The organism is Chryseobacterium sp. VD8, from assembly GCF_037149975.1.
GTDB lineage: Bacteria > Bacteroidota > Bacteroidia > Flavobacteriales > Weeksellaceae > Chryseobacterium > Chryseobacterium indicum.
In genome coordinates this window covers 1-25,158 of the sequence record NZ_JBBCQL010000008.1, presented here as the reverse complement: position 1 = coordinate 25,158, position 25,158 = coordinate 1, and the positions used below count along the sequence as shown (strand labels likewise).

Sequence of the window (25,158 nt, the reverse complement as noted above, 5' to 3'; positions counted from 1 at the left end):
TTTCTTTTCTACAGAAGCTGTAAATGAATTGATGACAGGTCACACTTACTGTTAGTTTCATGATTCTTAAAATCGTAGTGTCTTTGAAAAAGATAACGAAACGAAGGTTAAGCTTCAACAAAAACCTAGTATTTTTACCTACACCGATATTGAGGCTGATAAGAATGAATCTTTAATGTCAAGTTTTATTTTATACTCAACACTTTATGTAAATGTATATAGATCTAAAAAACAAAACGACACTTTTAATATGAAATATAACTATCTTGTTTTTTTTGATATTTTTATTATTTGCTCAAAATATACAAGCTCAACAATCGGATGAGCAGGCAAAAATATTGATTAGCGAACAGGCAAAAAGTGAAGTTCTGGGTTCGCTTTTTCAAAAGCTAAATGATTATTATGTTTTTCCTGAGGTCGCCGTCAAAGTTGAAAATACACTCAAGCATGCAAAAAGAAAGGCTACTATTTAAAAATTAACGATGCTAAAACCTTTGCAGAAACTTTAACCAATCAACTTCTTTCGATTACTCACGATAAATATTTGAGAGTATCTTACCATGAAGAGGATTACAATCGGTCACAAACATTGATGGAGGCTGAAAAAGAGAAGGTAGAAAAGGTCCGACGATTTAGAATTCAGAAAAATTTTGGATTTACGAAAATTGATATACTGGAGGGAAATATCGGATATGAAAATAGATGCATGAGAGATTCGACAGAAACAGCACAGTTTCATTAAAAATTTAATATTGGCAAATTTCATTGTATTTTTGCGTTTAACTATTCTTACAAAAAATCCATTATAATTAAATTTAATTGTTGCAATCTTCCTGTTTTGAGGAAGGTTTTTGTTTTGAATGTTCTATTGAGTAAATATTGAGAAATCTCAATTATAAAGATTGATTTTTTATAGCTAAATAGGTTTTATTCTCTCAAAATTACAACAAGATTAAAGATAAGATATTTCCTTTTATCAATTGAAGCTTTTAAAGCAAATAGGTCGGATTAGGGAGTTTCAGTACATAATATACGAATTTCGGTATATTTTATGGCTGTTTGTGGCTTTACATTTGTAGTAAACTCTTTAAGATTATTGTTTCATCTTGAAAAATAATGTGAATTAGTATTGATCAAAAATCTGAATTATGAGTTTCATAGACAAAGTAAAATTGGCTGCCGAGTTAGCAAAGGCGAATTTCAGTGAAGGTATCGATGATGGTTATGACCATTCCACTACATCTGCCGGAAAAAAAGGGTTAAGATCCGGACGTGTATCTGAGTTAACCGCGATGGCAGACCTAAAACCTGGAGGTGCAGAAAATCTCAGAACCATAATGGAAATTGCAGGTGGGGATCTGAAAGGCGCAACCAAAGTAGGAACCCTGCATGACCTTCGTATAGTTTTGTTTGATAACGATACCAAGATTCTTTTCTGTACGGCATACGATGGTGATTGGGATGCTTATATTGATGATTTCGCCACAAAAATTCCGCAGCTGATGGACATCATTTTTGGGAATGTAGAAGGCTGGCCAGGCATAAAAAACCCGAGTGTAAAACAGTTTATTCTAGACCATCAGATTACCGCGACAGGTTGGTATGTAGGTGTTCCGCATCTTACGGTGAATGATATAAGGAGAAATGATAAAATCATTAAAGGACTGAATAAGGCAATTGACGAAGCAAATAAAATCTAACCTATGGCATTGGAATTTTTAAAGCGGATTTTTAATCCCAATAAAGTAGAAATTGAGCTGAACGAAATACAGGCCTTAATTCTCAGAAGCCGCCCTATTCCGTATTTCGGAACGGTGGCAATCATTGAAATCAAAGATGCTGTGGCAGCCAGACAAATGCTCCAAAAACTCTTGCCGATTGTGAGTTCTGCGGAAGACTGGCATAAGAATGAAGGGGCATCGGTTACGTTGACGTTCACTTATAAAGGTCTGGAAAAAATCGGCGTGCCTAAAGAGTCGCTTGAGACTTTCCCCGAATCCTTCAAGGAAGGAATGGCAGACCGCTCCCGTTTTCTATATGACATTGGTGTCAATGACCCCAAAAACTGGGAAAGGGTTTTTAAAAGGTCGCATATTCACATCGCTGCGGCGATTATCGCCAACAATGAAGAGGCGTGGAAAAGCAAGCTGGAGGAATTTCGGTCTAAATTGGCTGGTAATAGAGGCATAGAAGTAATCTTGAGTCACAATTTCAGCGTATCTGAAGAGGTTAAAAATGTGTTCGGATTCAGAGATGGTATTAGCAACCCGGAAATTGAAGGCAGTGGGATAGAAGTTCCGCCTGGATTTGACCGCCCGCTTAAAGCAGGCGAATTTATACTGGGCTATCCTGGAGAAGCCGGCACCATAAAGCCGTTTCCACAGCCTGAAGTTTTAGGTAAGAACGGTTCTTTTATGGTTTTCAGAAAGTACCAAAGTCAGGTAGCAGAATTTAATCAATTCATTAAGGAAAATTCTTCTTCACCGGAAGAGGGAGAACTCTTGGCTGCCAAAATGGTAGGTCGCTGGCGAAGTGGTGCACCTTTGGTTTTAGCTCCCGAAAAAGATGATAAAGCGCTAGGAGATGATATGCAAAAGAACAATGATTTTTCTTTCAAGAATGATGAGTACGGTAAAAAGTGTCCGTTCAGTTCGCATATCCGCAGGATGAACCCAAGAGATTCCAAATCTTTTGTTTTGGAGGATGAACGTTTGCACAGGATCATCAGAAAAAGTGTAACTTTTGGCGACATCGTTCCGCCGGAGGTAACTAAAAATGACGGTAAGGAACGTGGACAGTACTTTATTGGCATTAGTGCCGATGCAATGGGAACACTGGAATTTCTGCAAAAACAATGGGCAAACGATGGTAACGCCCAAAATCTGGGAACAGAAAAAGATCCTATGATCGGTGTCCAGGACGAAGACGCACTGTTTTCTGCACCGGGAGAACCCCTCATCAAAAGATACCGTGGTTTGCAGACCTACAACATTGTGAAAGGCGGCGAATATTGTTTTATACCAAGCATTTCTGCTTTAAAATGGATTAGCGAATTAAAATAAAAAAAGCACTATGGAAGATTACATCAAGTATAGTTACGAAGTGGAAGAAATTCCCGAAAATTTCGACGAATATATTACTACCATTAATAGCGATATCCGCGAATACATCAAAAATACGCCAAACCTAAGCAGGGCGACCCATCATACCAGAGATGCGCACGCCAATGGCTATGCAGTGCTGAAAGCAGAGGTGGAAATTTTGGATAATCTGTCCGAAGAACTGGCGCAGGGCATTTATGCGAAACCCGGAAAACACCAGGCGGCAGTTCGCCTGTCCAATGGTTCGTCCAGAGTTTTGCCCGATAAACTGAGCGGTAATGCACAGGGATTTGCTTTAAAGATTTTTGGGATAGATGGCAAAAAATTATCTCCCGGAGAGGAAGATTCTCCCAATGTTGATTTTAACCTGATTAATAATCCCGTGTTTTTCTGTAACTCGGCAGAACATTATGTTTTCATTTCAAAGCTGTTTTTAAAGCTAAATGATTTCTTTGAAAAGGGAGCCTTGGGAAAATTGGAATTTGCCACACTTTGGGTCACCGAAAATAAAAAAGCATTTCCAAATTTTGAGGCTTTGAAGGAATTGGGAGCGCTTAAAACTTTTCAAAAAATCCCTTCCATCAACAGTTTTCTTTATGAATTTTACAGTATGGGAGCAGTTCGCCACGGTGATTATATCGCCAAAGTAAGAGTGAGCCCAACTGAGCAGACCAAGAACGCCATCACTGAAAAAAATATTGATCTAGACAGCGCAGAATGGCCGTACAGAAAAGGAATTATCAAAGAAATAGCTCAAAAAGACCTTACGTTTGAGTTGCAAATACAACTTTGCAAAGACCTGAAAGAAATGCCTGTGAATGACCTTACAAAAGAATGGTCGCAGGAATTATCACCATTCCGTACGGTGGCAAAAATCACAATACCAAAACAAACGGTTCCTGAGGATGGTAATTTTGAAATTATGGAAAATCTGTCGTTTACACCGTTCAGAACCATAGAAGAGAATTCACCGATCGGGAATTTACAGCGTTCACGGCAGTCAGCGTATGTAACATCTTCAACCTCAAGACACGAGCTAAACCACAAAAAACGTAAAGAACCAAAGAATTTGGAGGAAGCATTCAGTCCGGAGTTTTATCAGTTATAATTGAAAATGAAGATTGCTGAGTCCTAGTTCCGTAAAGTTTATTACCAAAAATCAACCAAAATTATGAGCAAAATAAAAAATGTAACGGTAGCCGGAAGTGGTGTTTTAGGATTCCAAATTGCTTTTCAAACAGCAATTCACGGATTTGAAACCACTGTTTACGATATCAGTGATGAAGTGTTGGAAAAGGCGAAAGCAAAGTTCGACGGCTTGGCCGAAAATCATAAAAAGGATCTTGGCGCCACCGAAGAACAAATTGCAGAAGCGAGGGAGAGACTGCACTATTCATCCGATTTGGCATTTGCTGTGAAGGATGCCGATCTTTTGATAGAAGCAGTGCCAGAAGATATTAAAATAAAAACGGAATTTTATAAGCAACTCTCTTCAATTTCACCGGAGAAAACCATTTTTGTAAGTAATTCATCCACCTTGTTGCCAAGTCAGTTTGCTGAGGTGACAGGAAGGCCGGCTCAATACCTTAACCTGCATTTTGCCAATCAAATATGGTTGCGAAATACGGCGGAAATTATGCCACATCCAGGAACCGACGAAAAAATAACCGAGGAAATAGTCGATTTTTCCAAGGCGATAGGGATGGTGCCTGTTTTGGTAAAAAAAGAAGTTCCAGGTTATGTGCTCAATTCTTTATTAAATCCATTTCTGAATGCCGGAATGCAGCTTTGGATTGGCGATTATGCTACGCCAGAAACCATAGACAAAACCTGGATGCTGGGAACTGGTTCGCCTTACGGACCAATGGCTTTGTATGATATTATCGGATTGACGACACCCTACAACATTTACAAACTGCAAGTAGAGAAGGGCAAAACAGATGATAAGATTGTGCTAGATAAACTTAAATCAACCTTCATCGACCAAAATAAACTGGGAATTTCTACTGGCGAAGGCTTTTACAAATATCCAAATCCTTCGTGGCAAAGTCCAGATTTTTTGAAAGTGCCGGAAGCCGATTTATCTAAAATCAGTATTAAAAATGTTGTGGTGGCTGGAAGTGGCGTTCTCGGTTTTCAGATTGCGGTGCAGTGCGCTTATTTCGGCTATAAAGTCACGGTTTATGATGTTAATGATGAAGCTTTAAATAAGGCAAAAAACCGTTTTGATGTCTTGGCTGAAGAATATAAGAACTATCTGAAAGCTGATGAAGAAAAAATCGAAAATACCAAAAATAATCTCACTTATTCGACAGATTTGAAAGCTTCTTTACAAGATGCTGATTTATTGATAGAAGCCGTACCGGAAAGCATCGATATCAAAAAAGATTTCTGGGAAAAAGCTTCTAAGCAGGCTTCGGAAAAAACCATTTTTGCGAGCAACTCGTCCACACTTTTGCCGAGCAGATTAAGCACATTTACCGATCGTCCAGAAAAATTCATCCATCTACATTTTGCCAATCATATAATGGTTCGTAATACGGCAGAAATAATGGGTTCTGATCAAACCGACCCAATGGTTTATAACGAGATTGTAGAGTTTGCAAAATCCATTTCTATGCTGCCCGTGGAACTGAAGAAGGAAAAATCGGGCTACGTTCTCGATTCTTTGTTAATTCCGCTTTTGGTGGCTGGCCTTGCACTGTGGGCGAATGACGTTGCCGATCCTGCAACCATTGATAAAACCTGGAGAATAGCAACAGGTGCTCCTTTTGGACCAATGGCTATTTTAGATTTGAATGGGATGAACACCAATTACAACATCTTAAAAGAAATCCCGGGAGAACTAACACAGAAAATAGCAGAAAAGCTAAAAGCCGAACTTATCGACAAAGGAAAACTTGGTCAGCAATCCGGCGAAGGTTTTTACAAATATCCTAATCCGGAATGGCAAAGCAAGGATTTTTTGAAAGCTTAAAGTATCCTGAATTCTCATCGAAAACAGTGAAAGAAGCCATAAGTATAAATACCATAAAAAACTCAGGATTTTTAAAATCCTGAGTTTTTCAAGTATAAAACAACCTCTTATAACAACTTAGCTTCTTTTAAAATCTCTTCAACATAAGTACCTTCTATTTTCTTGACACCATATTTCTCAAGGATTGAAATCAACCAAGGAAATTCAATTTCATTTAGGTTTTTATTGTCATTAAGGTGATAGATGGATTTCAGCAGTACCCTGATGTCATATGAAGAAGCAAAAACTTCCGGGACACCTCTGTCTACATCCAAAAGGGTGTAAACTGCCTCCATTGCTGTACGCACGGAATATTCGGTCGTGAATACGGTGTCTTTTCCAGTTTCGGCAAAATTACCGATAAAAGCAAGGTTCACAGAACCCTCCGGAACCACCAATGGGCGGTCTCCCAATGCACGAGGCATAAAGTAAGATGTGATATAAGGCATACGGCAAGGGATGCTGTTGGCAGCTTGTGCAATTTCTGCAATTTCATTTTCAGGAACACCAATATGGTATAAAAATTCTTTGCAAAGCTCTATCCCCGTGGCTTCCGTAATTTTCTTTTGGATATAATTTCCTGGTTTATGAGAATACAACCCATAAACCCAAACAATTACTTCATTTTTTTTCTGAGTCTTGAAGTGGGGCTGTCTGCTGATGGAAAAGCCATACCACCAGTTAGAATCGTTTATTGTGACAGGTCCGCTAGTCACTATAGAACCGCTTCTTGGGTCTTTTTTTGTTATTTTTTCTATATACGGAATCACTTTTTCGTCGAAGAAGGTAATGCTTCCGGAGATTACCCAGTTGGCTTCGGGAATGTTTTTGTAGAACTTTTCGGGTTTTCCAAAGGCATCATCCTGGTCTGCCAGATTCTGCCAAAGTTGCCAACTTCCGCCAATGCCGTCAGCAACAGGAGCAGGGTTATGATTGTCACCGTATGTACTGCTTTCGGTAATGGAGCCGTTGGTAACAAACACCAGGTCGTTTTCGGTCAGGCTGATGCTTTCTGCATTGCCATTCTTAATATATTCGATTTTCTTCGCTACTTTTTTGCCGTTTTCATTTTCTACAAGTATGTTCTGAACCTGGCTATCATACTGGAAGGTAACACCGTGGGACTCAAGGTAGCTTACCAACGGACGAATCAGTGATTCATATTGGTTGTATTTCGTGAAGCGTAATGAGGACATATCTGCTACGCTGCCAACGTGATGTATGAAACGAAGAACATATCGGCGCATTTCCATCGCACTTGCCCAAGGTTCGAATGCGAACATCGTAGCCCAGTATGTCCAAAAGTTGGATTGGAAAAATTCTTCTGTAAATACCTGGTCTATCTGTACATCCTGTAGTTTTTCTTCAGGAAGAAGAACCAGCGCTATAAGTTCGTGGATGGCTTTCTGGGACAGGGTAAGCTTACCATCCGTGGGCAGTCTTTCTCCACGGTTTTCGATAACACGGGCGTGGGAAAAGCTAGGGTCTTCTTTATTGAGCCAATAATATTCGTCCAGTACGGAAACGCCTTCCGTTTCTAATGAGGGTATCGAGCGGAACAAATCCCAAAGGGTTTCGAAATGTGTTTCCATTTCCCGTCCGCCTCGTATGATGTAGCCTTTCTGCTCATTCCAGATGCCGTCCATACTGCCACCGGGTAAAGCTAATTCTTCCAGAATACGGATTTTGTTTCCTTCCATTTGCGCATCGCGTATCAAAAAAGCTGCAGCAGCCAATGAAGCTAATCCCGAACCGATAAGAACGGCAGATTTCTGTTCAATATTTGCCGGTTTTTTCGGGCGGGCAAATGCTTCGTAATTTCCATTACTGTAATACATAATTAGAATTTTTTAGTTTATAATATATGATAAAATAACCTTGTTTTTATTTAATAAAGTTACACATATTGCTTTCACTTTATATATCCCAAAATTCTAATTGTATATGCTGATATTCCAATAATATTATCTTTGGAGATTCTGTTTTTCGGCTTCCTTTTTCTTTTTTTCCTGCTTGCGGAAGTAACCTCTGAAGAGAAAATTATGCTTCAGAGCCTCCATATTCTGGTTGAAGCCTTCGGTTCCCTTTTCGATATTGTAAAGGCTGTTATTGATGTTTTTTGTAAGAACGGTGTCAGTGATAAGGGCATTTATCGGTCCTTTTCCATTTTCTATATTTTTACTGAATGCCTGCAGGTTTTTACCAACTATGATAAGTTCATTGCTTACTGTATTAAGATTATTGCTGGCGGCATTGACGTTATTGAAAGTCTGCTTAAGCTGGGACTCAAAATCTTTGTTGGCAAGGAGAAGCCCCGTTGCTCCTTTTCCTTGGCGTGTAGACGTAATGATGGCTTCTGCAGTACTGCTCAGGTTTTCTATATTTTCCGTGCTTTGGCGTATTTTCAGGATGGATAATTTTAAGTTTTCGGCAAACGCCTTGTCATTAATTAATTTTAAAATCTGGCTGCTGTCAATTTTATGCACAGTGTTTTTAAGAGATTTGGATATATCCTGTATATTGTTGTTGCTTGCCGATAGCGTGTTGAGTATTTCATCCACACCCGGTTTGGTATCTGCCGTGAGATATTCTTTTTCCTGCACTGGTCTGCCCGGCTTACCGTGAGGCAAAATATTGACCACCGCATTGCCGATAATGCCTTCTGTTCCAATCGAGGCTTTGGCATTATTGTCTATATGCTTTGCAATATCTTTGTCTATAAGCATAATGACCTCTATATCATCCCTTCCGGACAATTTTACTGACTTTACAGAACCTGCCTGCATCCCTGAAAATAGCACATTGCTTCCTTCTCTGAGTCCATTGGAGTTTTTGAATCTTGCCCTGAGCTCAAATTTGCTGGTAAAAATGCCTGAACCGCTGCCGATGTAAAAGAAAACAGCCATCATAAGTATAAACCCCGAAATTACAAATAAGCCGAGCTTGATATTATTTTTATTCATATTTTAATCAAAAAATTGTTTAATATTTTCGTCATCAGAACTTTCAAATTCCTGATAAGTACCTTGTGCGTAGCATTTTCCGTCAAGCAGCAAGACTACTCTGTCGGCCGTATTTTTCACACAGTTCATATCGTGTGAGATAATTATAGATGATGTTTTGTATTTTTTATGTATATCCATTATGAGGCTGTCAATTTCTTTTGCTGTTACCGTATCGAGTCCGGTGGTAGGTTCATCATAAAGGATGATTTCCGGCTTAAGGATGACAGTACGTGCCAGAGCTATTCTTTTCAGCATCCCTCCCGACAATTCGGATGGCATAAGGTCTACGGTATGTTTAAGCCCCACACTATCGAGTGCTTCTTCAACCCGTGCGTCAATTTCATCCTGCTTCAGCCGGAACCACCGTCTTCTTAAAGGGAATTCCAGATTTTCGCGGATGGTCATAGAATCATAGATGGCATTTCCCTGAAAAAGAAAACCTATTTTTGAGCGTGCCTTATCCAGCTCTTGATTTTCCAATTGCACAATATCCTGTCCGGAAATCATTATCCTACCGCTATCAGGTGTTAAAAGCCTGACGATACATTTGATAAGAACAGATTTTCCCGTGCCTGATTTTCCGAGAACTACAACATTTTCGTTCTTATTGACCGTTAGGTTAAAACCATTAAGCACTTTTTTTTCACCAAAGCTTTTATAAATATCTTCAATGACGATGGCCGGTCCATTGTCATTATTGTAGTTTGCTGCTGTTTTTGTTTCCGCCATAATGATGATTTAATTATACCCGAGAATGCCTGTTATCTGTACCGCAATCAGGTCCAAGACGAAGATAAGGATAGAGGAGAGTACGACCGCTGAATTGGCGGCGTTCCCCACGCCCCGTGTTCCTTTTACTGCATTATAGCCTTTATAGGCACCCACGATTCCCACTGCAAAACCGAAAAAAAAGCTTTTGATGAAAGCAGGGATGATGTCACTGAAATCCAAGGAGTCAAAAACCTGTGAATAGAAAAGCGACAGGCTTGTCGTCCCGCCAATGTTAACACCTATCCAGGCACCATATAGTGAAATGGCATCCGCCAGAATGATAAGTACGGGGAGCATAAATGTTGTCGCCAGGACACGTGTGGCAACAAGGTATTTAAAAGGGTGCGTACCGCTTACTTCCATCGCATCTATCTGTTCGGTAACCCGCATAGAGCCCAGCTCTGCCCCGATGCTACTTGCAATTTTACCTGCAAAGATGAGAGCGGCGATTACAGGTGCTATTTCACGGATTATGGCGATACCTACCATTACAGGCAGCTGGGATTCCACACCATAGCGTACGAGGCTTGGCCGCAACTGCATCGTAAGGACCAAACCGATAATAAAGCCTGTCATGGAAATAAGCCCCAAAGATTTGTAACCTATGAGATAGCATTGTGCAAGCAGTTCCTTTATTTCATATGGCGGGCGGAAGCCTAATAAAAAGTAATTTTTGGTAAACTGCGCGATATTGCCTGTTTCCTGTAAAAAACTACGTATTTTAATCATTAATAAATTATTTTTTAAAATTAAAATATTTTTAGTCTACTTTTCCAATTGCTGTATTTTTTTATTGAGCCAATCCCTTATATCTTCATATACATATTCTTTAATATCCTCATTAAGTATTTCGTGCCGCATGTCAAGATAGATTTTTGTTTTAACATCTGTAAAACCATCTTCTTGCATTTGCGCTACCGTTTTTTCCACACCTTTTCCGAAGTCTCCTATCGGATCATCAGCTCCGCTTACAAAAAGAAAGGGAAATTCTTTTGGTATTCTTTCTGCCCATTTTCTTTCCGTTGCCTGTTGATTTAGAGAAACTAATGCGTAAAAACCATTATTGGTAAAAGGTACTCCGCATAGGCTGTCCCTGCAAAATGATTCCCGGTTGGATTTGCTGAGGCTCAGCCAACTGGTAAGGTCGCCATCTTTCTCGCCTTTAAAACGTTGATTAATAATTTTTGAAAAAGTTCTGTTGATGAATTTGCTCCGGTGTTTTGGAGTAATAATATTGTTGATGGACAGGAAAAATTTAGCCAAACCGATTCCGTTGATTTTTCCGCCCGTTCCTACGATGACCGCTCCTTTAAAAACATCTTTCTGATTCTGAAGTAAGCATCTTGCAATGAAAGACCCCATAGAATGCCCCAGTAAAAAGTGAGAAATGTTAGGGTAGTTGTTTTCTAAAAATGCTGCCATCGTTGCGGCATCGTCTATCAGTTGCTGCTTGGGATTTTCTTTTTGAAAATAGCCAAGTTCTTCCCGATTTTCCGCCGTTTTTCCGTGTCCGAGATGGTCATATAATAGAACTGCAAAACCGTTCTTCGCCAGATATTCCGCAAAATTTTTATAACGACCGCTATGTTCCTGCATCCCGTGTAGTATAAGGAGTGTAGCCTTTGGAGGTTCATTTATTGGTTCGAATAATTCATAAAAAAGATTGTGCGTACCTGAGTTGGCAATTTTCTTCCTGTTTATATATCCTGATGTTTGTTTTGCCATAGAGTCGGTTGGTTTTGTTTAAAAATAAATATTCTGCCCTTGACAAAAGCAAGAGCAGAATAAAGTTAGATAAATTGGTTATTATAGACAATCTTTTATAGATTAAAGAGAGATATGCCTTTAGGAATAAAGAACTTCGATAAAGTGTAAAGGCAGCTCTTTTTTTATTTTTAATTTCTGTAAGAGGTATGGATGGCTTTTGCCAACACGTCTGGTTTTTTCCAGTGTTCCGTTACTGGAGTTACTTTTTTATCGAGACCGAGTAGGGTATATACCGCGATGCGTGCTGCACGAACCGAATATTCTTCTGTGAATACCATATCTTCCGGTATTTCTACAAACTGACTAATCATTGCTAGGTTGGTGCTGCCTTCAGGAACAACTGCAGGGCGGTCTTTTTTAGCTCTTGGTTGAAACAACGCATCGATGTAAGGCATCATACACGGAATAACATTGATAACGCTATCTTTTATTTCCTGTTCGTGTTTTTCAAAATGCAAATGATGAATCAACTCTGTCAAAATTTCTTCACCCGTGCAATCAATCATCGGCTTTTTCACATAATCTCCCACTGCATCTGGATATAATCCGTAGCCCCAAAGAATGGTAGTATCATCGCCTTGCGCTTTGAAATGCGGTTGTGCAGCCACCACAATTGACATTCGCCACGATGAATCTTTAAATGTCATCAAAGCTCCGCTGCCCGGCTTGTTGCCAGTGTATTCTTCAATAAGTTTCAGAAATTTATTTCCTTTGAATGTTGGTGTGAAAGAATACCATTTTGTCTCGTCCGGTTTTGTAAAGAACGGGTCTGGGTTACCCAATTTGCCGGGTTTCTTGTTGGCAATTTTACGCCATAGTGCAAAACTTGGCGGATTTAACGGCAAATATTTTGCAGGCGTATTATAATCGCCGTTATTAGAATTGTCTGTAATACATCCGTTGGTAAAGAATACCAAATCGCCTTCCTTCACAGTTATTTTCTCTGTTTTTCCTTCTGCATTGATGCATTCTATTCCCGTTACGGTAATGCCATCATCATCGGCAAAATCCAAATCGGTAACGGTTTTTCTTAATGAAAAGTCCACTTTGTGCTGATCCAAAAATGCCTTCACCGGTAAGATAACGGATTCATATTGGTTGTATGGTGTTCTGGTAACCCCTTCGAGTGTTTCGATTCTTGAAAATTCCAACAGCATACGTTTCATATAGCGTTGAAATTCAAAAATGCTGCTCCATTCCTGCCAGGCGAAAGTGGTTTGCCACATATACCAGAAGTTGGTCGTAAAAAAATGGTCGTCAAACCAATCACGAATGGTAATGTTGTCTAAATCATTTTCATCGGCAAAAAACAATTTCACAAATTTCATCCGGTCCTGAGTGTTGAAACCCATATCCGTTACGGGTAAAATGTTTCCGTTCTTGTCAATCAACCGCGCTTTTGCATTTGTCGGATTCGCGTGGTCAAATGCCAGAATTTCGTCTTTTACGGAAATGTTCGGGACATCCAGAGAAGGAATACGGGATGTTAATTCCCAAAAGTTTTCATAGGTTTCTTCGTTGAGCATACGCCCGCCGCGACAAATAAATCCTTTTTCTTTAGTTCCCGCACCATCGTTGCTACCACCCAAAATCGGCAGGGCTTCAATGATGTGAATGTTTTCGCCTTTAAAGTCTCCGTCTTCTAACAGATATACGGCACCGGCAAGACTTGCCAATCCACCTCCGATGAAATATGCATGTTTGTTCGAATTGCTCATATGATATTTTTTTTAGGTTATTTTTATATGATAAAGGTATTGATATACCTTAATTCCTTAGTATCCCTAAATTCGAAAATCATATACGGAATTTCTTTTTTAAAAATGCTGTTGTCTTCGGTACCTTTGGGGCGATATTGACGCATGCTTTTTAAAAAAACGACCGAATGCAGAGGTAGAATTAAAGCCTGTTTCAAATGCAATCTGAGAGATATTTTTTTCTGGATAGCCGAGCAGAACGCATGCTTCTTTTAATAAGGCCTCGTCAATAATCTGATGTGGAGTTTTGCCAGTAGCTTTTTTTACAATCAGAATAAGATATTTGTTGGTAATGAATAGCTTGTCTGCATAGTATTGTACGTCCTTATGCTGCAAAATATTTTCTTTTACCAATTCGTTGAATTTAAAAAAAATATTATTATTATCTTTTGGAGTTAGATATGCGTTGTCTTTTCTGTCTTCATCAATTAGGACTGCAACTTCCAACAAAATATTAATAATAATAGTACGAAGAATATCTTCTGTAAAACGACCATTCCTCGTGGTCTGCTGCTGAAGATATTCCAACAAATTGATTAAGTGTTTACTACTTGCTTCGTTGGAAATAACTACATTAAAGGTAGTTTTATTGAATAGAGACAGATTCTCGATAAAAAATGGATTAGAAATGTTCTTAAGCAGGAAATTCTTTTCAAAGAATAGAACCTTCATGCGGAAATCTTTGCTGGTATTTACAAATTTTATAATTGTTGACGGAGCAGATATCAGGAATCCGTTTTGGGATATATTGTAATGGTGATTATCAATTTCTAAATCAATACTACCGGAAACACAGATGCAGAATGCATAAAAATCCATGCGGAACAGTCTTTTTGGGAATTCAAAAATGAGTTTTCCTGAAGATATATAGTAAGGTTCATCACAGTGTACCTGATAAAAAGATAATATTTCTTTAATACTTTCGTAAGCTTTCATGGTTTCTTATTTAATGGATTTATATGGGCATATATAATTTTTAGCTTATGATTTAGCTCACTACAGTTTATCCTTTTTAATTTTTCGGACTTTGTACCATAAAACGCTATAGCTGGCAATGGCGCTTACTGTTCCTATGATTATCATTTTTATAACATAAGGATAGGTGAGGTCTACAGCGCCTTTTTCTATGATAAGTATTCTAAAGGCAGGCAAGAAATGTGTAAGCGGGATGATATTTGCAATGTGCTGAACCCAAACTGGCATTTGGCTGAGCGGCCAGGTAAATCCTGACAGGATAAAGCTGGGTGTGGCAATAACCATAAGGATTTCCGTAGCTTTCAGTTGGTTCGGGACAAGGATACTTACCAAAATTCCTATAAAGCAGACCGAGATTACAAAAACACCCGCTATTAGAGTAAGCGGAAAAATGTTTTCATAAAAAGGAATTCTGAACCACTTGGTAAAACCCCAGTACATCAGCCATATCCCGAAGCTCATTATGAGATAAGGCACGATTTTAACCAATATCAGCATAAATGCAGAACGGCTTTTTTGTACCAGATATTTGAAAGTGCCGTTTTCAAACTCGGAAGCAAAAGAAAGAGCAAGCCCCAATAACAATACCTGCTGAAGCACAGTAGCCAAAACACCAGGCCACAAAAAATACATATAGTTGGTGCTTCTGTTGTTCTTTTTTATAAACGTGGTTTTAAATGGCTCATACTGACTCATTAGCAAATTTTCCGGAACTCCTTGTTTACGTAAGGTTTCGACCTGTGTTCCTGCTTTGAGGGTTCCTAAGACCAGCTGAAGTGCTGATGAAGAATAATTTGCGGTCAATACATTTGCTGTATTGATTATGGTAGTGACTTCAGGATAACGTTTTGTCAGCACATCTTTCTCAAAATCTTTTGGGATAATAACGACGCAGGTTGCATCTTTCTCAATCATCAAACGATTGAGGTTTGTCTCGTCAAACTGCAGCCTTGCAACAGACAAAACTTCGTTGTCATTCATCATTTCGATTGCTTTCCGGCTGAGTGAGCTTTGGTCATAATCTACCACGATGATTGGTAAATCTGTCACTTTCCCTTTGCTGTAAACATATCCCAACAAAACACCGTACATCAAAGGAGCCCCAATAAACAAAATTCTGAGAACCTTGTTGCTCCAGAACAAACCGAACTCCCGTTTGATCAGATTGAGAAATGTTTTCATTATTAAGGTTTTAGCGTTACTGTTGTTTTGCTTAGGATATCGTTTGCTTGTTGGATGTTAATAGGGTCTATCAATATTTCATACAAAGCGTCCTGCACTTCATAATCAGGATATGCTGTAGCAATATTAGCATAGGCGCCTATTTGTTTTATATTTCTGATTTTCCCTTTGATATCCCGATTTTTGTAAGGTATATGCACATTGATTTCTTTTCCTTGTGCATAATTTGCCAATTGGCTTTCAGGAATAGTAAAGCGGAAATATATGGAATTATTAAGAGAACCTTTGAAAAGCGTATATCCTGGTAGTGCCAGTTCCCCCAGCTTCAATGTGATGGATTCTATTTTCATATCCTGTGGCGCAATGATATACCTTTCTTTCTCGGCAACCTGTACTTCTTCCAAAGCTCCTTGAGCACGGTCTTTTTGTCCCAACGCCATTGTTTGCTGTTCTATGCGGACCCCGTTTTTAACATCGGCAATTTCTGCATCTACGGCTATCATTTGTGATTTGGCTCCCTGATACTTGGCGAATACTTCATCATATTGCTGTTGCGGAACCAATGAATCCTTTACCATTGCATTCATTCTTGCCAGGGATTTTTTTGCAAACTCATATTGCTCTACCAAAGCGGATTTCTTGGCATAGAGCTGTGCCAACTGATTGGCAGTAGCACCGTGTACACTCATCTCATATTGTGCCTGAGCAGATTTTACCGCTCCCTGTGCCTGTGATTTTTTTGCGTCTACTTCCGGGATTTCCAATATCGCCAATGTATCTCCCTTTTTAACAAGAGCTCCCTCGCTGATCAGAATTTTATCTATTCTGCCTGCTATTTTGCCTACTACTGCAATCTCTTCCCGCTCGGTTTTTCCCTGGATGGTTTGTGATACTTTCGGTTTATTCTCACAAGAAGCTAAAATGCCTGCAATGCTTAGTATGTAAATAATTTTTTTCATTCTGCTTAGTTTTGGATTTTAATAAAGTTTGATAATTTTCCCGATGCACGGTAAACTTCAATAGCAGCATTCCGCTGTTCAATCACGGTTTCTACTTTGTTTAAGGATTCTTTGTATATATCATTTTCCGCTCCAAGGCGTTCAGTGACGTTAATAAGTCCTAGTCTGTATTGCTTTGATGCTATTTCATTATTATTTTGTGCTATTTTTTCCCTTTGAATCGCAATATCTACCTTATGTAACGTGGTATTGTATTCTACCTTGTTTTTTTCCAATTCCAGGTCTACTTTTTCTTTGGTGTCAGCCAGTTTATTTTCAACCTGGGCGAGCCCTATTTTGGCTTCGTCTATTTTATGTTTACGTTCAAACCCGCTGAAGATTTCCCATTTCACGGCTACGCCCAACATCCAGTTAGGATGTAGTGTCAATTCATTTAGTTTCAAATTGGCGGTCGTATTTAATGTTTCAATCGGCACTTTTGTATTGGCATTATATAATGATGCATAGCTATATCCCGCAAAAGCTCCAACTGTAGGAAGAAGGCTTCCTTTTTCTTTTTTAAGGGCATATTCGGAAGCTTTTTTGAAAGATTCCAGTGCTTTTACCTCATTTCGTTCGGCTGTGCTCAGGCTGTCCAAAATAATGATGGGCTCCAACTGATGATTGGTTTTAAGAATTTCTTCTTCAGAAAGATTGGTGGACTGTTTTATCTTGAGTATCAGAAGTTTTCTTTTATTTTGAACATCTGCACGTTTGGAAGCCAATTCCAGAGTGGAGAGTTTGATTTTATCGCGGTCATAAGGAATTGCCAACCCTTCGGATATCGCCTTTTCTACTCTTTCTTTTTCCTTATTCAATCTCTTTTCGCTGTTATCGATCAGTGTTTCGGCGGTTTCCAGAAGTTTGAGACGGTCAAAGCTCCCTATGATATCTTTTATGACCTCATTTTTCTGATTTTCCATCATAAAAGCTGTTCCTGTGTTTTTTTCTTTGAGAGCCTTGGCTCCATTTAGGATTTGTCCGCCACTGAACAGTACCGCTTTTGCGGTTATACCTCCATAAAGGATATTCGCATTTGTGCTGAAATCGGAAGATCCCCCAAAAACAGGATATCCTGTGATGGGTAAATTCAGGGTAGCTAGATCTAATTTTGCATCACTGCTGATGTAAGAGTATAAACCTGAAGCCTCGACCTTCGGGAAATATTTGGCCAATATGCTTTTGCGTTCTAATTCTAATTTTTGTAATTCAAGATCTTGATTCCTTATTTCAGTGTTTTTTTCCAATGCCTTTCCGATAGCATAATCCAAATCCTTACTTACAAGAATCTGTGCGTTGATGATAGTGCCGAGTAGGATCAATGTAATGGCTAACTTTATTTTTTTCATAACATTTCGTTTTGAGTGTTGTTTTGAATATGCTGAAAGAAGTTTTTTATCTCCATAATTTGATTTTCGGAAAGTCCTCTGGTTGCTCTTTCGGTGACATTGTTCACAATATACATTACTTTTTCCTCTATCTCCTTTCCTTTATTTGTTAAATATATTAGATTTTGCCTTCTGTCAGTAGGGTGAGACCTTCTTTCTACGTAACCTTCTTTTTCCAATTGATCAATAAGTCTAGTTATGCTGGGTTTATCCCTGTGGGTAAAATCTGCTATTGCCTGTTGTGAACATCCCTGTTGTTTCCATAAAGGTACTAGCACCGACCATTGTTCCCGGGTCAGGTTAATATTATTCAATTTGAATTGCTGACCCAAAAAACGGTTGAACAGTAGAGGTACATTCCCTGTAAGCAGATTGTATCGATCTTGTTCAGTTAATATTTTTTCAGCTTTCATATAAAAATTATTTATTGAACAAAGTTAATTAAACAATAGTTGTTGTTGCAACTATTTTATATTAAATTTTTTTAAATCTTAATATGATTGCTGGGGAAAGAATATGCAAAAGGAACGTTGACTCGATATAAAACCTGTTTTAGCCATATCAAAGAATTTCTTAACTGGAAGTTTAATATTTCGGATATCGAGATTACAGAGATAGATCACTCTTTCATTTATGACTTCGAATTTTTCCTTAGAACCGAAAAGTCCTCTGCGAATAATTCAGCAGTTAAGTATGTCAAAAATTTTGGTAAAATTATCAGGATATGTCTGGCGAATAAATGGATACTCCACGATCCATTTTTAGGTTACAATTCTAAATTTATTGAGGTAAACAGAGGGTTTTTGGATGAAGAAGAACTAGCACGCTTGCAAAATAAATAGTTGAAGATAGAACGCATTGCTTTAGTTCGTGATGTCTTCCTTTTTAGTTGTTATACGGGGCTTTCGTTCATTGATGCGTGGAATCTCACAAAGGACAATATCGGAATCTGTATTGACGGCAATAAATGGATTTTTACCACTCGTCAGAAAACAAAAATAGCCTCTCATATACCTTTACTTCCGATTGCCGAAGACATTATTAAGAAATATGCAAAACATCCGATGTGTGTTATTTCAGGAAAGCTGCTTCCTGTCCTCAGTAATCAGAAAATGAATGCCTATCTCAAAGAAATTGCAGATTTATGTGAGATCACAAAAGAACTCACTTTTCACATTGCCAGACACACATTTGCCACCACGGTTACACTATCCAACGGAGTTCCTATTGAAAGCGTAAGCAAAATGCTTGGGCACAAAAGCATCAAGACCACCCAACACTATGCAAAGATTTTGGATAAAAAAGTAAGTGAGGATATGGCATTATTAAAAGCGAAATTTTCACAGAAAGCAGCATATATGAACAAGATTAGAACGATTTAAGCTTTAATATGGTTTATTTTAAAAATAATGAATTATAATTCATTATTTAACATTAAATTTATACATTGTTCTAATAATTAAATAATTGTAATTGAAATTTGTTGTTTTAGTTTCGGAAAAACACTCAAAAACATTAAGTAAATTAGCAATTTCGTGTGTTTATTGTTAGATATTGTCAATTATCGTTAGATATTATATACTCTTACGATATCTGGTGTTTCACTTATAAATCACATTTTTGCCCACATAAAACTCAATAATGAAAATCACATTGAAAATATTTTATTCAGACTTTAAAAGTTACTATTATTACTGCTCGCACAATATTTCTTATAATAATATCTCTATAGCTTTTGTTCTTTTCTTTTTCTCAGGGAAAATTTTCTCACAAGAGAAAACTTTAACCAGAAAAGAAATAGACAGTATTTATAAGGTTATTAGCACAGATGAATTGTTTAACAAAGAAGGGATTGCAAGGGCAACAGAATTATATTATATAGCAAAGGAAGTTGGTTATAAAGAAGGACAAATAAAAGCTTTATATAGGCTAGCTGAAGTAGAAAGTGGGATGCTTAACTCTTCAAGAGCTACAGATCACATAATTACCTTAAAATCTCTAACGTTAGCTCTTGGTGATTACGAAAACTACATCAAGGCACTTTGTTTGGAATCTAAAAATTTTTATACAGAAAAAAACTATACTCAGTCACTCAAAACACTTAATCAGGCTAAGAAATATCTGCCAGAAATAGAAAATGTAGAAGTAAGGAGGAAGGCGAAAATTGATATTGATATATATAAGTGGTTTACCATTGAAAGTTTAAAATTTCCTAAAGCATCATACAAAGACTCGCTGATTGCTACTTCAGAAAAAATCTGCAAAGAAGCATTTTTGTTAAAAGATGAAAATCTAAGAGCCAAAAGGCTTCTTTTCTCTTCTACAATGGCCGCAACAACTCTTATAGAAATGGGCAGGCAATCTGAGGCCCAAAAATATCTGAAAATAGGAGAAAAGCAACTAAAAATAACAGGGATAAATAAATATCCTGTTGCAGACTATTATAAAGTAAAGGGTGATTATGAATATAGAAATAAGGAAAAAAATAAAAACTATCTGGATAGTGCACTTTCCAATTATAATAAATCACTAAAAATCTGCAATCTATTGGAATATGGAGCCTTATTAAAAACCTTGTATCCGAAAATAGCTAAAGTATATGCAGATAAAAATGATTTAGAAAAACAATTGTTGTTTCAGAAAAAAGAAATAGCATTAAAAGACAGTTTGGATTACCAGTCTGCTATAGAACAAAATGAATTCAAAAAGAAGGCATATAGTATTAAATCTCAATCCGAAGAACTAGTCAAACCTGTTAATAAAACTTTGTTTTATGTTATTGTAATTTTACTTGCTTTGCTAGGAATATCAGCGTTTATTTTCAAAAAATATTTATCACAGAGAAAGCACAATAATCAGCAAGCAATCGAAGAGAAACCTTTTGAAAATGAGACGCTGCCTAAAGATAAGATTGATGTCTCTTCTGTAAAAGAGCTGACTTCTTTGTTATATGAAGATGTAAATGCATTTCATTTGGCTTTCAATGAAGCTTATCCTAATTTTAAGAAAAATCTTCTTAAAATTAACCCTGCTATAAAATCTTCTGATGTAGAATTTTGCGCCCTTATAAAACTGAATCTGGATACCAAGCAGATTGCCCAGTTGAAAAAAATGACGGTAGGAGCTGTAGAAGCAAAAAAATATAGAATCCGACGAAAATTAAATATATCAAGAGAGCAAAATATGTACATATTCATTTCAAATATTTGATAAAAATATATTGAAAATCAATAACTTATAAAAACGTATGAAATCGTATATATTCCGTTAGCTATCGTTAGAGCGTAAATAGCTTAGCGTTTTTCCATATAAAATACTTTTGTGTCGAAAAATTATTAAAAGATTCTGAATGTAAAGAACTTTTAGTAATTAAGGATTCTAATTACACACAAAACAATTGAAAAAAAGCTACTCCGGATTAGCATTACATACAAAGAAAACTGTTTTCAGAAAAGCAGTTGCTTTGTGTGTATTTTTGTTTTTCTGTAGTATTTCAGTTTCGGCAAAAGTTGTAGCCTTAAGGGAGAACAGCTCTACAGAAGCTACACCAGCACTAATTGTAGTTTCTGATAGTGCTACCGTCTATAATATTCAGGCTTTCACCAATGCAGAGATCATTGTGAAAAAAGACGATTTTATTAGCCAGAAAGCAGAAATATTTGTTTCAGAAGGCGTTGTTCTTTATAATCGTGAAGTCATCAGCAATGCTGAAATTGTAGTAGAATCACAGTCTTCAGAAAAACTGGTTTCCACAAATAGAGAAACTAATTCCATTCAGAAACCAGCTGTCACAATAGCTAAAAAGCATACGAAGCAGAATCATACTTTCATAATCTCTTATAAAGATTCTTCGGTTTTTTCTTATCATACGAAAGAAACTTGTGTTTTTATACATATTAATGAGCATACTGCATTCAAAGCAGAACCATCTTGTTCTTATTCTATTGCAATTTTTTCTTTTACTAGACCTGAAGAGAAAATCACCTATAAAAATCCTCATTTCACTATTTCTTATTTCTCAGGGAAATATTCGGTAAGACCTCCTACATTTTTTCCTGAATTTTTAATCTGTACGCATTTATTTAATAGTATGGATATAGATTAGGATCAATTATAAGATGTGCTGTCCAATCTTTATCACTTCATCTGCATTTCAATAATATTCTTCCATAGGATTGAATATCGATTATCTATAAAAATGGGATGATTACATGCCCTTAGATTTCATAAAAACAAAAAATACTCAACAAATGAAAAAAACAATTTTAACAGCCTTATTATTAGTCTCAGCATTAGCTTATTCCCAGGTGGGAATCAATACTACTGACCCTAAAGCCACACTAGATGTAGTTGCAAAAGCTACAGACGCTACAACGGCAGAGGGCATTATAGCTCCACGACTTACAGGTAATGAGTTAAAAGGAAAGGATGCCCTTTATGGTACAGACCAAAAAGGCACAATTGTTTATGCAACAGCAGCTGCATCGCCTACAACCACAAAAACCACAAATGTAACCACTGCCGGTTATTATTATTTTGATGGAAGCGTTTGGAAGGCGTTTGCAAGTGGAGGCAGCTTTACCCAAACAGACGACTGGCATACTACCGGAAATGCTGGTACCACTTCAGGCACCAACTTCCTTGGTACTACAGATAATCAGGATCTTATGTTCAAAAGAAACAATATACAGGCAGGATTATTAGGTGCTACCAATACATCTTATGGGCTAAACTCCTTTATTGCAAATACTACTGGAATTCAAAATTCAGCGTTTGGAGTAGATGCTCTTAAGTCGAATACTACAGGTTCTTACAATTCTGCTTTTGGAGTGAGTGCACTTCAATCCAATACTACAGATAATGGAAGTGCTGCTTTTGGATTTGAGGCTGCTAATAAAACTGTTACCAATAGACAAACTGCTTTTGGTTATCGTGCTTTAAAAAATATTACTTTGGGGGCTGGCAATGTAGCAATAGGTACAAATGCCTTGCTTAATACTACTTCGGCATTTAATAATACAGCTGCTGGTTATGAGGCACTAATAAATAATACTACAGGTGCTGAAAATACGGCTATTGGTGCCAGCGTTATGAGCTCCAATACAACTGGAAGTTATAATACAGCACTCGGAGCGGATGCTCTGGATGCAAATACTTCAGGCAAAAATAATACAGCATTAGGTTGGAACGCAGGTAAAACATCAACAGGAGACAACAATACATTTTTGGGTTCCAATGCAGGTTCTAATGTAACAACAGGTTCCAATAATATCATTATTGGGTATAATGCTACCGCAAGCAGCGCAACAGTAAGTAATCATATCAGAATGGGAAATTCTTCCATTACCACTGCCGCAATACAGGTAGCTTGGTCGGTAACCTCCGATAAGCGATACAAAGACGATATTAAGAACTCCAATCTTGGCTTAGATTTCATAAAACAACTAAGACCAGTATCCTATCTCCGTAAAAATGATGAAAGCCATAAGCGGGAATACGGCTTTATTGCACAGGAATTACAGGAAACACTGAAGAAGAATAATGCTTCTGACAGTGGCATTGTAACAGAAGACGGAAATGCAATGCTCAGCGTACGATATAACGACCTCTTTGCACCATTGGTAAAAGCGGTGCAAGAGCAACAAAAGGAAATTGATGAGCTGCAGAAAAGAATAGATATTTTGGAAAAAAAGTAAGAAACTTTATTTATAAAATATAACCAGAGGCTCTTTGGTGATTTTTATAAAAACAAAACAAATATTTAATCTTAATTACAAATCAAATGAAAATAACAATATTATCAGTTTTAGTATTATTTCCGGCATTTGCGTTTTCTCAGGTCGGAATCAATACCAATGCTCCAAAAGCTACTCTCGATGTTGTAGGAAAACCTACAGACAATACCGCAACAGACGGTATCATTGCTCCTCGACTTACAGGTAATGAACTAAAAGCCAAGGATGTTCTTTATGGGGTTAGCCAGAAAGGAGCCCTTATCTATGCTACAGCGGCTGCTTCGCCCACTACAGCAAAAACGGTAAATGTAACTGCTGCTGGGTATTACTATTTTGACGGTAGTGTATGGCAGGCTTTTACAGGAGGGGGTAGCGGAACCCAGACCGATGACTGGCATATTAGCGGAAATACAGGGACTACACCGGACACCCATTTTTTGGGCACAACAGATGATGTAGATTTTATGCTCAAAAGAAATAATGTTCAGGCGGGATTGCTGACTCCCGATGAAGCTTCTTTCGGTGCAGGTAGCCTTCCGGATTCTTCTGCAGGTTTAGGGAATACCGCTTTCGGAGCTGGTGCCCTTCAAGCCAATACCACGGGTTTTGGGAACTCTGCCTTTGGGTACAATGCACTTAATGCAAATACTACAGGAAACCGGAACTCAGCATTTGGTAGAAATACTTTAATGGTTAATAACGGCTCAGACAATAATGCTTTTGGTTCTAATGCACTTACAAACAATACAACTGGTGAGAAAAATGTAGCAATAGGGCTTGTTGCAATGAGTAAAAGCACAGTCGGCAATTCGAATACAGCTCTGGGAGAAGGTTCTATGTGGTTAGAAGCTACAGGAGATGAAAATACAGCAGTTGGATCTAGTGCTAATCCTAGCAATACAGGAGCAAATCGTAATACATCATTAGGGACTAATCCAATGCAACACAATACAACTGGAAATGATAATACAGCATTGGGATGGAAGGCTAATCAACATAGTCTTGCTACTCCATTAACCGGAAGCAATATGGTTGCTATAGGTTATACAGCAGGTGTTTCCAGCATAGACCCTAGTAATTTTATTGCAATAGGATATTCGGCTGGTCCATTGGGTAATAACTATATCAGGTTGGGGAATTCTTCCATTACAACTGCTGCAATACAGGTAGCCTGGTCGGTAACCTCCGATAAGCGATACAAAAACGATATTAAGGACTCCTACCTTGGCTTGGATTTTATCAAAGAGCTACGACCAGTATCCTATATCCGTAAAAATGACGATAGCAAAAACCGGGAATACGGTTTTATCGCTCAGGAGCTACAGGAAACACTGACGAAGAATGGTGCTACTGACAGCGCAATTGTAACAGAAGATAAAGATACAATGCTTAGTGTACGCTATAACGATCTTTTTGCGCCATTGGTAAAGACTATACAGCAACAACAAGCTATAATTGCAAAA

Annotated in this window: 22 protein-coding genes; 11 read left to right on the top strand and 11 right to left on the bottom strand. The window is 37.8% G+C overall.

What is annotated here, in order from left to right; all coding sequences use genetic code 11:
* Positions 1-275: 275 nt before the first annotated feature.
* The 5 genes from WFK35_RS01850 (at position 276) to WFK35_RS01830 (ending at position 6,078) form a co-directional block, all read left to right on the top strand.
* Entirely contained in the window at positions 276-473 is a 198-nt protein-coding gene (locus WFK35_RS01850) for a hypothetical protein (protein WP_002978374.1), read from the top strand.
* A gap of 675 nt (positions 474-1,148) precedes the next feature.
* Positions 1,149-1,700, top strand: coding sequence for a hypothetical protein (locus WFK35_RS01845; protein WP_047096306.1), 552 nt, complete (start codon positions 1,149-1,151; stop codon positions 1,698-1,700).
* 3 nt (positions 1,701-1,703) lie between these two features.
* Positions 1,704-3,062 (top strand): Dyp-type peroxidase, encoded by a 1,359-nt coding sequence (locus WFK35_RS01840; RefSeq protein ID WP_336731075.1) that lies wholly within the window; start codon positions 1,704-1,706, stop codon positions 3,060-3,062.
* 10 nt (positions 3,063-3,072) lie between these two features.
* Positions 3,073-4,209, top strand: coding sequence for a catalase family protein (locus tag WFK35_RS01835; RefSeq protein ID WP_047096308.1), 1,137 nt, complete (start codon positions 3,073-3,075; stop codon positions 4,207-4,209).
* Between the two features lie 63 nt (positions 4,210-4,272).
* On the top strand, positions 4,273-6,078 hold the full coding sequence (locus tag WFK35_RS01830; RefSeq protein ID WP_047096309.1) for a 3-hydroxyacyl-CoA dehydrogenase: 1,806 nt from the start codon (positions 4,273-4,275) through the stop codon (positions 6,076-6,078).
* A gap of 107 nt (positions 6,079-6,185) precedes the next feature.
* Here the strand turns inward: WFK35_RS01830 and WFK35_RS01825 are convergent, their stop codons facing one another.
* From WFK35_RS01825 to WFK35_RS01775, 11 genes are all read right to left on the bottom strand, one after another.
* Positions 6,186-7,955, bottom strand: coding sequence for an oleate hydratase (locus WFK35_RS01825; RefSeq protein WP_336731074.1), 1,770 nt, complete (start codon positions 7,953-7,955; stop codon positions 6,186-6,188).
* A 126-nt stretch (positions 7,956-8,081) separates the two neighbouring features.
* Positions 8,082-9,080, bottom strand: coding sequence for an MlaD family protein (locus WFK35_RS01820; protein WP_336731073.1), 999 nt, complete (start codon positions 9,078-9,080; stop codon positions 8,082-8,084).
* Positions 9,081-9,083: 3 nt separating this feature from the next.
* The gene (locus WFK35_RS01815) at positions 9,084-9,851 is read right to left on the bottom strand and encodes an ABC transporter ATP-binding protein (RefSeq protein WP_002978564.1); all 768 of its coding nucleotides are present in this window, start codon (positions 9,849-9,851) and stop codon (positions 9,084-9,086) included.
* Positions 9,852-9,860: 9 nt separating this feature from the next.
* Positions 9,861-10,622, bottom strand: coding sequence for an MlaE family ABC transporter permease (locus tag WFK35_RS01810; RefSeq protein WP_002978565.1), 762 nt, complete (start codon positions 10,620-10,622; stop codon positions 9,861-9,863).
* 36 nt (positions 10,623-10,658) lie between these two features.
* Positions 10,659-11,618, bottom strand: a complete 960-nt coding sequence (locus WFK35_RS01805; RefSeq protein WP_283422235.1) for an alpha/beta fold hydrolase — start codon at positions 11,616-11,618, stop codon at positions 10,659-10,661.
* 170 nt (positions 11,619-11,788) lie between these two features.
* Positions 11,789-13,378, bottom strand: coding sequence for an oleate hydratase (locus tag WFK35_RS01800; RefSeq protein ID WP_002978567.1), 1,590 nt, complete (start codon positions 13,376-13,378; stop codon positions 11,789-11,791).
* 99 nt (positions 13,379-13,477) lie between these two features.
* Entirely contained in the window at positions 13,478-14,353 is an 876-nt protein-coding gene (locus WFK35_RS01795) for a helix-turn-helix domain-containing protein (RefSeq protein WP_002978568.1), read from the bottom strand.
* Between the two features lie 60 nt (positions 14,354-14,413).
* Positions 14,414-15,574: an ABC transporter permease gene (locus WFK35_RS01790; RefSeq protein WP_002978569.1), complete on the bottom strand. Its 1,161-nt coding sequence runs from the start codon at positions 15,572-15,574 to the stop codon at positions 14,414-14,416.
* A gap of 2 nt (positions 15,575-15,576) precedes the next feature.
* Complete coding sequence (locus WFK35_RS01785; RefSeq protein ID WP_002978570.1) at positions 15,577-16,533, bottom strand: HlyD family secretion protein; 957 nt, start codon at positions 16,531-16,533, stop codon at positions 15,577-15,579.
* A 5-nt stretch (positions 16,534-16,538) separates the two neighbouring features.
* Positions 16,539-17,921 (bottom strand): TolC family protein, encoded by a 1,383-nt coding sequence (locus tag WFK35_RS01780; RefSeq protein WP_336731071.1) that lies wholly within the window; start codon positions 17,919-17,921, stop codon positions 16,539-16,541.
* Positions 17,918-18,373 carry a MarR family winged helix-turn-helix transcriptional regulator gene (locus WFK35_RS01775; protein WP_336731069.1) on the bottom strand — a complete coding sequence of 152 codons (456 nt, stop codon included), beginning with the start codon at positions 18,371-18,373 and terminating at the stop codon, positions 17,918-17,920. The genes WFK35_RS01780 and WFK35_RS01775 overlap by 4 nt, the downstream gene beginning before the upstream one ends.
* 87 nt (positions 18,374-18,460) lie before the next feature.
* Here WFK35_RS01775 and WFK35_RS01770 point away from each other — a divergent pair, with 87 nt between their 5' ends.
* The 6 genes from WFK35_RS01770 to WFK35_RS01745 form a co-directional block, all read left to right on the top strand.
* On the top strand, positions 18,461-18,802 hold the full coding sequence (locus WFK35_RS01770) for a phage integrase SAM-like domain-containing protein (protein ID WP_336731067.1): 342 nt from the start codon (positions 18,461-18,463) through the stop codon (positions 18,800-18,802).
* Positions 18,803-19,342: a site-specific integrase gene (locus WFK35_RS01765; protein WP_336731065.1), complete on the top strand. Its 540-nt coding sequence runs from the start codon at positions 18,803-18,805 to the stop codon at positions 19,340-19,342. It begins immediately after the preceding gene.
* A 259-nt stretch (positions 19,343-19,601) separates the two neighbouring features.
* Entirely contained in the window at positions 19,602-21,170 is a 1,569-nt protein-coding gene (locus WFK35_RS01760) for a helix-turn-helix transcriptional regulator (RefSeq protein ID WP_336731064.1), read from the top strand.
* A 187-nt stretch (positions 21,171-21,357) separates the two neighbouring features.
* Positions 21,358-22,065: a hypothetical protein gene (locus WFK35_RS01755; protein ID WP_336731063.1), complete on the top strand. Its 708-nt coding sequence runs from the start codon at positions 21,358-21,360 to the stop codon at positions 22,063-22,065.
* Between the two features lie 106 nt (positions 22,066-22,171).
* Positions 22,172-23,656 (top strand): tail fiber domain-containing protein, encoded by a 1,485-nt coding sequence (locus tag WFK35_RS01750; RefSeq protein WP_336731061.1) that lies wholly within the window; start codon positions 22,172-22,174, stop codon positions 23,654-23,656.
* 86 nt (positions 23,657-23,742) lie between these two features.
* On the top strand, positions 23,743-25,158 hold a 1,416-nt coding region (locus WFK35_RS01745; protein WP_336731059.1), incomplete at its 3' end, for a tail fiber domain-containing protein.